Source organism: Photobacterium sp. AWH4_225 (assembly GCF_056158405.1).
Genome location: NZ_JBSWTF010000004.1, coordinates 1,543,525 through 1,556,131, shown reverse-complemented (window position 1 = coordinate 1,556,131; position 12,607 = coordinate 1,543,525). Strand labels below are relative to the sequence as shown.

Below are 12,607 nucleotides of genomic sequence, written 5' to 3'. Positions count from 1 at the left end.
TTTATTTTTCCGAAAGAGTTAAACCTTGAACAATATATTTCTGCATAATGGCAATTAATAATACGGGGATTATATTAACCAATATCGCACCAGCCATGACCATAGGGTAATTGGGTATCGCCCCATCAGTAACAATGGTCATATTTACCAAACCTATAAGTGATGTCTGCATTTCTGGTTTCGAACTAACAATGAGCGGCCACAAATATTGGTTCCAACCTCCCATGAACATCAATACATAAAGGGAAATAAATGTAGACTTCGAAAGTGGTAACAGAATGTCATACATAAACCTTAATGGACCGGCGCCATCCATTGTTGCAGCATCAACCAATGATTTTGGAATGGTCTTAAAAAACTGGCGGAATAAAAAGGTACCCGTTCCTGATGCCAAAATAGGTGCGGCCATTCCTAAATATGAATCCAAAAGGCTCCATTCTAAATAGACTTCTTTACCAAAGGCAAAGCTCATTAAACTATTAATGCCTAGTATGCCCATCAGGTAGTTGAACGGTGACAATACGTTTGAGGCAACTTCATAACTCGCTACTACCCTCAAGTCCATCGGTACCATAGTCGAAAGCAAGATAAAGAAGAACAGTAATGTTCCGTAACGGATCCTAAAGTAGACAATGACAAAAGCCGAAAAAAAGGCAAAGCAAGCTTTTCCTGTTGCTGATAATGTTGCCACGATGATGCTATTGACCAACTGCTTGAGCAAGATTGTTTCACTAACAACCGACCTAATATTTTCAATAAAATGACCGCCGGGGAAATAGCTTACGCCATTTCGAATAAAGTCATCGTATGAATGGGTCGCCGTGACAACCATTAAATAAATGGGCATTAGAATAAATAATAAACCGATACCAATAATGGTTACCGCAACACGGTCGAGTTTTTTGTTATTTTCAATCATAACTACCTTGCGTACTTCACTTTCTTTTCAAGGAATAAGAACTGACAGAATGCAACCAGCAATACAAATACAGTTAGAATAACGGTCTGAGTTGACGCACCGGATAAATCCAGCCCTAAAAAACCGTCTTCATAAATTTTGTAAACCAGAAATTTGGTTGACCCTCCGGGGCCCCCTTGAGTCATACTGGCAACTAACGCAAAAGCTGATACCACAGAGTCAGTCACTTCGAGCACAAAACTGAGGAACAATTGCGGTGTTAGCAGCGGAATATATATATCCCATATCCTCCGTAAACCTGATGCTCCATCCATTGCTGCCGCTTGGTTAAGGCTGTGGGGTATCGCATTTAGGCCTCCGAGGAAAATAATGAAGTTAAACGGTATCCCCCCCCACACATGGGCGATGATGATCGTCCAAAAGGCATCATTACCGTTCAACCCCGGATTCCAAAGGTTAGGCTCAATACTATTTACGAAAGAAAATACACCCACAAATGGATTAAAAATAAATGCGAACACAACACCAATAGATGCGCCGGCAACAGCCTTGGGCCATACCAGTAAATTCCTCGCCATTCCCGACATCCGTACCTGTCGATGCACCGCCAAAGCTAATATCAAAGGAACCAACACTGATAAAGTCGATCCAAAGAACATAAACTTCATCGTCAGCATCAGGCTGCGATAAAATTCAGCGTCTGTAAGGGTAATAATATAGTTCTCAATACCCACCCATTTCGATGGGCCACCAAAAGGGTGCTGCAGGGTTGTCGACCACTCGATGGATTTCATTATCGGTAAATAGAAAAACAGCGATAGAACGAGAACCTGGGGACCGGCGAGAAACATTGCCAGCCACTTTTTGTTATAGACAGAGGTCATAGGGTTTTCGTATCGGGGCGCCTTGCGCGCCCCTCTCCATTACTACTGGTAGGTTCTTTCAAAACGGCGAAGCAACTGGTCACCGCGAGCCTTGGTATTGTCCAGCGCTTGCTGCATTGAGATTTGATCAGCAAAGGCCTTCTGGGTCTCTTCTTCAAAGATACTGCGGAACTGCGTGTAGAACCCAAGACGAATTCCCTTCGATGCCGGGTTATTCATCTGATCCAAAGACTCGAAGCCTGGGGCAATAGAACCAAATTCAGCCTGCTCCAATACACCAGCTTTTTTGATGAAGTCATAGCCATCACTGGTTACTGGCAGGTAACCGGTCATTGAAGTGAACGTCAGCTGCTGCTCTGGTTGACGAATGAAATTTAGAAACTCAATGGCGGCCGCATCTTTCTTGGCATCATGACCTTTAAGCAGCCACACTGAACCACCACCAACAAAGGTATTATGTCGCTCATGACCTTCGTACATTGGGGCAAGTGTTAGCTCAAGGTCATCCCCTAAGGTTGACTTCGCCGCACCGTAGGCTGATAACGAGCTTTCCATTAACGCACATTCACCTGAAGCCATTGCTGCTGTCTGGTTTCCCGAAACCGTTTCTGCTGTTAACTTGAGCAGACCTTCTTGGTTCCATGTTTTCAGGTTATTCAAGTGCTGGGCTATCAAGCCTTGGTTAACAACATACTCACCATCCAACCCGTCAAAACCATTGGCATTGGTCGCAATTTCAGCACCGTGGCGGGCTGCAACCTGCTCGAGGATACGCCATGAACCACCATCGGTAACCATAGGGCACTGATGGCCACTTTCCTTAAGCTTTTCCAGAATAGGTAACAAGGCTTCATAGGTTGTAGGGACTTGCTCTACACCTATTTCAGCCAGTGCTTTTTTGTTGGCATACATAACCAGCGTTGAACTATTCCACGGCTGGGACATCATTTTACCTTCAGCCGATTCGTAATAGCCTCTTGCGCCACTGATGTAGGAACTCCAGTTAGCATCGGTAATAGTTTCTTCAACTGGATTGAAAATTCCCGACATCATGATATCTGTGGTACCAACATCATTGAACTGCATTAGAACCGGGTGAGTCTTTGAGCGCACAGAAGCAACCGCCTTTTGCATCGCTGTCTGGTAATCCCCTTGGAAGATACAGTCTACCTGGGCAGTCTTTGATTGATCGTTAAACGCTGAACATAGATGTTCAACCGCTTCAGTATTCTTGCCACCTAACGCATGCCAAAACTCAATTTCTGTTTTCGCAGAAGCTTGCGCAGTTGCTGTGCATGCCAAGAGCACCAAACTTGATAAAGCAGTTTTTGTCACCATCATTCCCTCTAAATCCATTACAAAATACAAAATGCAGCGTCAGCCGCTCAATTAAATTCATTTAATCAACTTAATATTTCATAATTATTTAAGAAAAATTTATCTTTTCAAATTAAATATTAAGTTATTGATAATTAATTATATTTTAAATTCAAACTTTCAACTTAAGTATCAACATTTGACTGAGCTAGGGGTTTAAAGCAATATGAAAGGATTGTAGATGATTTAACAGCAGCCATGGATAACGGATTAAATACCAACCATAAAAATCTAATTTCCCTAATAAAAAAGCATAAATCGCTATCTAGGGTGCAGATAAGCCAGATCACTGGCCTCACTGCCAGTGCAGTAACAAAGATCAGCAAAGAATTGGTTTCTAGTGGTTTTCTTGTCGAAGGCGAAAGGGTTCCAACTCGGCGCGGCCAGCCTATTGTCCCCCTCCAAGCAAACCCTTGTGGTGGGTATTCTATCGGCTTAGCACTGGAGCTAAACAGGATACAAGTGGTTTTGGCTGATTTCTGCGGCCATATCGTTGCTTCAAGGAGCATCGAATGTGACATAACAACCCCAGAACAAGTAGCACAAAAACTAAAATCAGTTTCGCAGGCAATGATTAAGGCTAAGAAGATCCCGGTATCTAAAGTCTATGGTGTTGGTTTGGCATTGTCTGGCTATTTTGACCGAAATAATGGCTACCTTTACCCACCAGAGATAATCCAACAATGGCGTGAAAAAGATCTTGAACAGCTATTCTCTGAGAAAGTTGGCTTACCGGCTTTTGTTGACAACCTCGCCAATGCGGGTGCTATCGGGGAGCAATATGTCGGTAACTGGGGAGAATATGACAATGTCTTTTATCTTCATCTAGGCTATGGTGTCGGCTCTGCGAGCATCCTAAATGGTGGGCTTTACCGAGGTAATGTTAACAATGCTGGTGAAATTGGGGCACTCTTTCCACATGGCAGGCCACGTCCATCGGCACTGGATTTGGTCAACAAGCTTGATGAAAATGGCATAGACTGCCAATCATTTTCAGACTTAGCTAAAGAGAGTATTGCCTGCCACCCTGTAACGAGACAATGGGCAAAACATGCAGCCACGCAACTTGAAAAAGTTATCGAGCCAGTTGTGTGGTTGTTGGCACCCGATGCAATCATTATTGGCGGGTTAATTCCAAAGCAAGTCGCCCAATACATTGCTGATGAAATGGATATGGAAAAAATAATTGCAGTAAAACCCAATTACTCTAAACCCAAAATACTCGCTGCAGACAATGGCCTGTTATCCGCTAGTCTAGGGGCAGCCAGTATCCCTTTCTTCAAGGAATTCTCTTAGCCAACATCGGCTCCATACCACTATGGAGCCCTTGTAAACCTTGATCACCCAAGTCACAGACCAAAAATAAACTACTCCCAAGCAGTCAGCATTTTTGCTAGCAAACCATTTAACTGCTGTTTCTCTTCCTTGGTAAGCACATTGAGGCGCAGTTGATCAACAAGATGTAACTCCTGAATGATGCCATCAATCAAAACTCGTCCTTCCTCAGTAAGCTGAACCAATTTACTGCGCTTATCCTCCGGGTTATCAACCCGCTCAACTAATCCAGCCGTAGTCACCCGAGTGAGTACTTTCGTCAGGCCCCCTGAACTCAACAGCATTGAACTGTAGAGCTCAGTCGGTGATAAACAGAACGGCTCGCCGGCTCTTCTCAAGGTGGTCAACACCCCAAAATCAGCGTGCTGGAGCGCGTGTTGACTGATCACTTTTTCTAAATCTTGCTGAAAATAATCGTGGAGGCGGTGGATCCTAAGCTTCGGCGGCGAATATTTCTCAAACGACTCCGGCCAGTTTTGTTCGATGTTTTTCAATATGTTGGCGACAGTTTCTTGTTTTGCCATCTGCTCTCTCCTTCCTAGCCCGTTAAATATATCTTGCTGGAAAGACAAATGCTAGATATTATCTTTCTAGAAAGATAAATAAGAGGTTCTATGAATAAACACATCCCCACTTCTCTATTGCTGTTGCTTGCCGCCGTTTTTGCCCTTTCTCCTTTCGCAATCGATAGCTACTTGCCTGCAATCCCGATCATCGCCAGCGATCTCGGCGTGAACACCTCATTGGTAGCCGTCACCGTCAGTATCTATGTCCTTGGCATGGCCGCAGGCCAACTAATCGGCGGGCCTTTATCTGATAAGCTAGGCCGTAAGCCAACCATGGTGGCCGGTTTGCTGCTCTTTGCTGTCGGTAGTTTCATGATGGCGGGTGTGGAGTCATTGGAAATGCTATGGGCATGGCGGGTAGTACAAGCCCTTGGCGGCGGTATTGCTGTTGTCGGTGTGCCAGCAACGATTCGTGACAATGCGGTAGGCAAAGAAGCCGCCCGTTTGTTTTCACTCATCGCGCTGATCATGATGCTGGCCCCTTCCATTGCCCCAACGGTCGGTACCTTGATCCTTCGCAGCCAAAGCTGGCACTGGATTTTCTACCTGCTCTGCTTCCTCGCAGCCATGATTGCACTCAATGCCATGGTCGTCATGCCAAAGACTAAACCGGCTAAAAAAGAAAAAGGGTCTGGTGGCTATCTATCAGTGATCAGGGAGCGCAGGGCGCTGGGGTTTCTTGTCGCCCAAGCCTTCGGCTATGCAGTACTGATGACATTTATTACCAGTGCGCCTTTGGCCTATATCGAGCACTTCGGTGTTTCGGCCGAGCTCTTTTCGGGGCTATTTATTGCCAATGTCATCGGCATTGTGATCATCAACCGAACCAATACTTTCCTGCTGCGTACCTATGAGCCATCTACTTTGCTCAAGGTCTTTCTAAGCTTGCAGCTTGTTGGTGGCATGGTGCTGATTTACAGCCACATTATTGCACCAGAAACACTGTGGTATATCTTGCCTGGCTTCGTCATTTCCATTGCTGCCAACGGCGGTATCATGGCGAACTCAAGCGCTTGTTTCATGCGTTATTACGGTAAAAATGCAGGGGTTGCATCAGCTCTACTGGGGGCGGTGCAATATGGTGTGGGTGCGGGTGTCAGTGCGCTGGCGGCAATGCTGGGTGGCACATCACTGTGGCCGATGATCATCGCGATGGTCGGCTCAACTGTTATCGCATTAACCGGGGCGATCATCGGTGCACGGATGGAAAGCTGTAATGAAGAGGATGTCGATCAGGTCGCTCAAGCTTCTCAGTAATAAAAGTGTGTATCATCAATAAAGAAAAAGGGGCTATACCAGCCCCTTTTCTATTGGTACTTATAACTTAAGTTAAGCCTCTGATTAAGCCATAGCTGCTTTCGGCGTAGCTTTCTTCTGCTTCAGGCCAAAGAGGATAGTCAGGCAGAATGCAACACCAAAGGAAATCACCATGCCTACGATGTAGTACATCACAGAGTTAGGGTCGATAGAGATAATACCCGGCAAGCCTGCCGCACCCAGTGCCGTCGCTTTTACCTTGAACAAGGTAATGAAAGCACTTGCGATTGCCGCACCAATGATGGCTGCAATAAACGGGTAGCGGTATTTCAGGTTCACACCGAACATGGCAGGCTCAGTAATACCCAGCAAGGCTGTCACGCCCGATGGCATCGCAATCCCCTTGGCTTTTTTATCTTTGGTCGTCAAACCGAATGCCAGACAAGCCGCGCCTTGCGCCACGTTGGACATCGCCGCGATTGGGAAGATGAAGGTACCACCGGTTACCGCGATATCAGCAAGCAGTTGGGTCTCAAACGCGATGAAGCTATGGTGCATACCGGTAATAACAAACGGCGCATATACCAAACCGAACATGCCGCCACCGATAAAGCCAGCTGACTCATACAGCCAGTTAAGGCCATCACCAAGAAGGAAACCCGCATCTCGGGTGATAGGACCAACGAGCGTGAAGGTCAGGAACCCAGTGATAAAAATCGCCAGCATCGGGGTCAACAAGTTGTCCAATACTGATGGGATCACTTTACGCAGGCCATTTTCAACTTTGGCAAGAATGAAAGCGGATACCAAAACCGGCAGTACAGAGCCTTGGTAGCCTACTTTCTGGATTTCAAAGCCAAAGATGTTCCACACCGGGATATTGCCGCTAACGCTAGCCCCACCAAAGCCCCAGCCGTTCAGCAGATCCGGGTGAACCATCAACATACCCAACGCTGCCCCGAGGAACGGGTTGCCGCCAAACTTCTTCGATGCCGAGAATGCCAGCAAAACAGGAAGATACACAAATGGAGCGTTGGCAAACGTATTGATCATCGACGCCAGATCAGCCATATCCGGGTAGGCTTCGATCAAAGACTGGCCGTCAATAAACAAGCCTTGTGCTGTCAGCAGGTTAAAGATCCCCATCAACAGGCCGCCCGCGACAATCGCTGGAATGATCGGCACGAAAATATCAGACAGACCTTTCACCGCGCGTTGAACCACGTTCTGCTTTTGTGCGCCAGCTGAAGCGACGTCCTTGGTCGACATCTCTGTCTGCCCGGTCTCTACAGTCATTGCCGCATAGACCTGGTTGACGATACCCGAGCCAAAAATCACCTGGATTTGACCAGCTACCTGGAACTGGCCCTTCACCCCTTCGATGTCGTCAATTGCTTTCAAGTCGGCTTTGCTTTCATCATGCAAAGCCAAACGCAAGCGTGTCGCACAGTGTGCCGCTGCTGCTATGTTATTTTTTCCACCAAGCTTTTCAATAAGTTGCTTGGCAATTACCGGAAAGTCCATCTTTCTACCCCCGTCGCGAATGCTCTTCACGCTCAGAAATTTAAATTCCACCCCCAGCACGCCTGCTGGTATGGGTACATGTTATTAAAATCATTGCGGCTCCCGGCAAGTCACAAGGTGCGCCATAGGGCTTAGCAGGTGTTGGGACTGCTCACTTTGTCACTTGCGCCCTAAACAATTTGGCTTGATTTCGGGAACGTTACCGAAATAGTTTTTACGATCGAGTAAGCTGGCGTCAAGCTTTGCTTTTCTGACTGTGAGGGGGATCGATGATTGCGGCTATCAAGCACATTCAAACGTGATCTAAGTCACTCTAAAGGCCTTATCCAAAGCACAATGATTGCAAAGCATCCCTAGTTTGCAGGATGATCGTGGGTAACCAAGGAGTTATGTATGGCAAGCCTACACGATGTAGCCCGACTTGCCGGGGTATCGAAATCAACGGTTTCCCGGGTGATCAACGACGAATATGGCGTTAAAGAAGCGACCAAGGTCAAAGTAAAACGCGCAATCGAAGAGTGCGGCTACGTTGTAAACCAAGTAGCAAAAGACTTAAAATCTAATAAAACCAACCTGATAGGAATAATCGTTCCTCGCGTTGCCTCCAATGCCACATCACAAGGCGTTGATGGTTTAAGCGAAATCTTCGAACAGGCTGGCAAGCAGGTATTGCTCGCCAACAGCCGTTTGCAGGCAGGCAAGGAACTGCAATATATCGAGTTATTCAATCAGAAGCGGGTTGAAGGCATCGTGATGTTTGCCACTCATATCGATGATGAGCTGGTTACCGCTATCAAGCGCTCCAAGGCGCCGGTAGTCCTGATCGGCCAGGACGGCTCCAGCTTCAATATTCCCAGCGTTGTCCACGATGACTACCGGGTTGGCTACTGTGCAGGCGAACTCCTCACCCTAGCGGGCTGCAAGCATGTCGGCTTTCTCGGGGTGCAGAGTGATGATATCGCGGTTGACCAGCAGCGCTTCGATGGTTTCTCTACTGCGCTCAAACACTTGGCAGCCAAACAACCCAAGTTCCATAGCCAAGGGCAATTTTCAATCGCTTCCGGTCGTCAGGAAATGGCTGATATTTTATCTAGTAATCAACAAGTTGACGGTGTTTTTTGTGCTACCGACCGCATCGCAATTGGTGCCATGCAGGCCATTGCAGCCACAGGGCTAGTGCCCGGGAAAGACATCAAGGTGATCGGTGTCGGTAATGATGAAATGGCCGCAGTCGTCACTCCTAGTCTTTCTACTTTTGCCTATGGCTTCGAGCCTGCGGGCAACAATGCGGCTAAAATGCTGCTGGAAATTATCGAACAAGGCCGCAGCCAGGTCTCCAAGCTGGTACTCGGCTTTGACTGGGTACAACGCGAAAGTAGTTAACCCCTTTCCCGCACTTTTCCTACCTTAAAAAGCGATCAAACGCACAGTTTTCTTCATAAAGGGGAGTATTTCCACAACTCCCCTTGCCTTAAATACTGCCTTTTCTGTATTTTTGGAACGTTCCCGAAAATCAACAAGCAAACTTTGCTTAAGGTCTCGCATCCATGACACTGACAGATATCCTTGCTGCCTGCGGCGGCCCCAATAATCTCTTGCGCGCTTTGCGTGTCGAGCAACAGGTGATTCTGGAGCTTAAGGATCCGGAACTTCGCTCCGATCTTGCTCGTGTGCTGCCCTTCCACAGCAACCTCAATCAAGTTTCATGGACGCCGGATATGCCTCTAAGTGAGGCTGAATGGGAACAATTAGGACGTATTATCGAACAAAACCAGCGCCTGCAGCTTGCGGATGTCAGTGAAACGACCGAATCACAGCATCGTCCGCTGTGGCACATTGCGCCGCCGCAAGGCTTGCTCAACGATCCTAACGGTTTCACCTACCACAATGGTGAATACCACCTGTTTTACCAGCTCTACCCATTTGGCTGTGTGCACAAAGACAAGTACTGGGCTCATGTTACCAGTAGTGATCTTATTAACTGGCAAAGCCAACCTATGGCGCTGTTCCCATCAGACTGGTTCGACAGCCACGGTGTTTTCTCAGGCCACGCAGTCAGTACCGAAGAGGAGCTGATGCTGTTCTACACCGGCAATGTCCGAATCGGCGAACAACGCGACCGTATCACCACCCAGTGCCTTGCGACCTCAACAGACGGGATCCATTTCACCAAGCACGGCCCGGTTATCGACAGCCTGCCACCATCGGTCACGCCGCACTGCCGTGATCCGAAGCTGGTTAAAAATGGCGATCACTGGTTGATGCTGTTGGGAGCCCAGCAGGAAACTAACCACCTGGAAACAAGCGACGGACAACTGCTTGGTCGCTTGGCTATCTATCGTTCTGTGGATTTGCACCAGTGGGAGTTTGTCTCTCTGGCTGGCGATGAACTGAATGACTTCGGCTACATGTGGGAATGCCCGGATCTGTTCGAACTTAACGATCAGCTGATTGCGATCATCTGTCCGCAAGGTATCGAAGCCAATAGCGAGCACCATAACATCCCGCACCATAATGGCTACCTACAAGCCACATTGGATGACAACGACCAGCTTGGCCTTTCTGATTTCCAAACCCTGGATCACGGCTTTGACTTCTATGCACCGCAGTCAACAGAGGCACCGGACGGTCGCCGCTTAATGGTAGGTTGGATGGGATTACCCGATGAAATCAACCAGCCAAGCGTCAAAGACCAATGGGTCCACCAGCTCACTTGCTTAAGGGAGCTATCTTGGCAAAACGGCAAGCTTTACCAGCAACCGGTCCGTGAGTTGCAGCAACTTCGTGGCGAAATGCAGCACTTCGAGCTCAACAGCAGTAATGGTGATGGTTCAGCTGATCTCGGCAGCAAGAGCTTTGAACTACAAACTACCCTGCCTTGGCCGGCAGAAGGACAAATAACGCTTCGGGTGATGGACAATGGCAACGAGTACTGTGACATCATCCTTGATGCCGATAAGCAGATGATCCAATTAGATCGCACCCATGCCCAGCCTACCGATGGCGAGACCATCCGCGAGCTGCCTTGGGCTGATCAGCGAGATGTTGAGATACAGCTACTGGCTGACAACTCATCACTTGAGCTGTTTATCAACCAGGGCGAGTTTGTGATGACTGCGCGGGTATTTACTGCTGAAGATGCCTCTGCTGTGCGCCTGATGAGCAACGAATCTTTCTCTATTGACGCTACGGCTTGGTTGCTAGGCTAGCCTAGCTCCATTATAAACTATTCCCCCTACATCATGGCTGCCTGCCGAGTTTTCTCAGCGCTTCTGAAGGTAGCCATGATTCCATAACTCCATACTTCAACACTTCGCTTACCTTCATTCCTCCTACCCCTGCCCGCAGCGTAAATGCTTTGCCTGTAGATGAACCCGTTGAGTTGATCAGGTTTAAGTCAACATTATTTCCACTATTCTAGAATAATAAATATTTAATATTTATCCGCTACCCTTATCGAGTGAATTAACCTCGTCGCTTTTTCATTCAGGACTACCATGACATACGCCACGCTCTTGCTCGCCACTGCACAAACCTTACTATGGGCCAGTTTGTACTACCTGTTCCCCGCCACCTTGCTGGAATGGGAAAATCAATTTTCCTGGAGCCGCTCTGATCTCACCTTGGCTTTCACCCTGGGTATTGCCGTTTCAGCAATCTTTTCCCCTCTTGCAGGCAGGCTTATCGACCGTGGTCATGGGCCAACGATGCTTACCGTATGTTCTTTGATCGGCGGTGTTCTGTTGTGGTCACTGAGCCATGTCGCATCCCTGACAGGCTTCTATTTCCTATGGCTTGGTATCGGTGTCGCGATGGCTGGGTGCCTCTATGAGCCCTGCTTTGCCTTTCTTATCCGCTACCGCCTCGGCAACGCCAAACAAGCCATTACCGTCATCACGTTAGTTGCTGGTTTTGCTAGCACTATCTGTTTTCCAGCAACCCACTATTTGTTAACCCATTTTGGTTTGCCGACAGCAATCAAAGCTGCAGCAACAACGGTAGTTATTATCGCTGTACCTATGGTGTATTTCAGTAGCCGATACATTCAAGCCCATAGTACCCGGCAACAAGTGGCAGCTCGCACTCGTCAGCACGACTCTCCCTCTCGGTATCAGTTTTTATCCGACAAAACATTCTGGCTTCTAGCGGCTAGCTTCTCCTTACTGGGGTTAACCCATGGAGTGGTGATTAGCCATTTATTGCCTATTTTCGATGAACGTGCAGTGCCTGCTACTACGGCGATTCTCATTGCCTCTTTGATTGGCCCGATGCAAGTACTGGGAAGGGTTGTCTCGATTTTAGCTGATCGCTGCCTTAATTTAATAACCATGACGCTATGTTGTTTTATCGGCATTAATATTGCGCTTAGCCTATTCCTGTTTGCTGGCGATCAATTTTGGCTATTGATTGGATTTGTTTTTTTCCAGGGTGGCAGCTACGGCGTTATCAGCATCATGAAGCCAATGGTGACCCGCGAATTAATGGGTGATAGCAACTTCGGGGTAATTTCTGGCTCACTGGCCCTGCCCTACTTGCTGTGCTCAGCATTTGCCCCTTATATCGGCTCGCTGATTTGGCAGCAGGGAGACTATGATACGGTATTGACGGCTATGCTAATCATCAGTGCATCAGCCCTAACAGCCTTCACTGTTCTCGCGTTGAATAACAAAAGAGCATCCAGCAGTAAAGCTCAGATAAAGGAAGACGAGTTGGCAACTGAGCCTTGCTGTTGAGCCAGAGGTAGG

At 47.7% G+C, this 12,607-nt stretch carries 10 protein-coding genes; 5 read left to right on the top strand and 5 right to left on the bottom strand.

From position 1 onward, the window contains the following. Window position 1 precedes the first annotated feature (1 nt). From ACXAD4_RS24220 to ACXAD4_RS24210, 3 genes are read right to left on the bottom strand one after another with little or no spacing between them, the layout of a single operon-like run. Window positions 2-919: an ABC transporter permease subunit gene (locus tag ACXAD4_RS24220; protein ID WP_475244594.1), complete on the bottom strand. Its 918-nt coding sequence runs from the start codon at window positions 917-919 to the stop codon at window positions 2-4. 2 nt (window positions 920-921) lie between these two features. After that, window positions 922-1,803, bottom strand: coding sequence for a carbohydrate ABC transporter permease (locus tag ACXAD4_RS24215; protein ID WP_107297332.1), 882 nt, complete (start codon window positions 1,801-1,803; stop codon window positions 922-924). Window positions 1,804-1,845: 42 nt separating this feature from the next. After that, window positions 1,846-3,144: an extracellular solute-binding protein gene (locus ACXAD4_RS24210; protein ID WP_475244593.1), complete on the bottom strand. Its 1,299-nt coding sequence runs from the start codon at window positions 3,142-3,144 to the stop codon at window positions 1,846-1,848. Between the two features lie 234 nt (window positions 3,145-3,378). Here ACXAD4_RS24210 and ACXAD4_RS24205 point away from each other — a divergent pair, with 234 nt between their 5' ends. Further along, window positions 3,379-4,476, top strand: a complete 1,098-nt coding sequence (locus ACXAD4_RS24205; protein ID WP_475244592.1) for an ROK family protein — start codon at window positions 3,379-3,381, stop codon at window positions 4,474-4,476. A 71-nt stretch (window positions 4,477-4,547) separates the two neighbouring features. On the opposite strand, the gene ACXAD4_RS24200 is transcribed toward ACXAD4_RS24205, so the two are convergent. Further along, a complete protein-coding gene (locus tag ACXAD4_RS24200; protein WP_475244591.1) occupies window positions 4,548-5,039 on the bottom strand; it encodes a MarR family winged helix-turn-helix transcriptional regulator in 492 nt (163 codons plus the stop codon). Window positions 5,040-5,129: 90 nt separating this feature from the next. Between ACXAD4_RS24200 and ACXAD4_RS24195 the strand changes: the two genes are divergently transcribed. After that, entirely contained in the window at window positions 5,130-6,338 is a 1,209-nt protein-coding gene (locus ACXAD4_RS24195) for a multidrug effflux MFS transporter (protein WP_475244590.1), read from the top strand. An 84-nt stretch (window positions 6,339-6,422) separates the two neighbouring features. Here ACXAD4_RS24195 and ACXAD4_RS24190 read toward each other — a convergent pair whose 3' ends face one another. Beyond that, the gene (locus ACXAD4_RS24190; protein ID WP_475244589.1) at window positions 6,423-7,862 is read right to left on the bottom strand and encodes a sucrose-specific PTS transporter subunit IIBC; all 1,440 of its coding nucleotides are present in this window, start codon (window positions 7,860-7,862) and stop codon (window positions 6,423-6,425) included. Window positions 7,863-8,255: 393 nt separating this feature from the next. Here ACXAD4_RS24190 and ACXAD4_RS24185 point away from each other — a divergent pair, with 393 nt between their 5' ends. The 3 genes from ACXAD4_RS24185 (at window position 8,256) to ACXAD4_RS24175 (ending at window position 12,595) form a co-directional block, all read left to right on the top strand. Then, window positions 8,256-9,245, top strand: coding sequence for a LacI family DNA-binding transcriptional regulator (locus tag ACXAD4_RS24185; RefSeq protein WP_475244588.1), 990 nt, complete (start codon window positions 8,256-8,258; stop codon window positions 9,243-9,245). A gap of 164 nt (window positions 9,246-9,409) precedes the next feature. Next, window positions 9,410-11,071 carry a glycoside hydrolase family 32 protein gene (locus tag ACXAD4_RS24180; protein WP_475244587.1) on the top strand — a complete coding sequence of 554 codons (1,662 nt, stop codon included), beginning with the start codon at window positions 9,410-9,412 and terminating at the stop codon, window positions 11,069-11,071. A 288-nt stretch (window positions 11,072-11,359) separates the two neighbouring features. Next, window positions 11,360-12,595 (top strand): MFS transporter, encoded by a 1,236-nt coding sequence (locus tag ACXAD4_RS24175; protein WP_475244586.1) that lies wholly within the window; start codon window positions 11,360-11,362, stop codon window positions 12,593-12,595. Window positions 12,596-12,607: the final 12 nt, after the last annotated feature.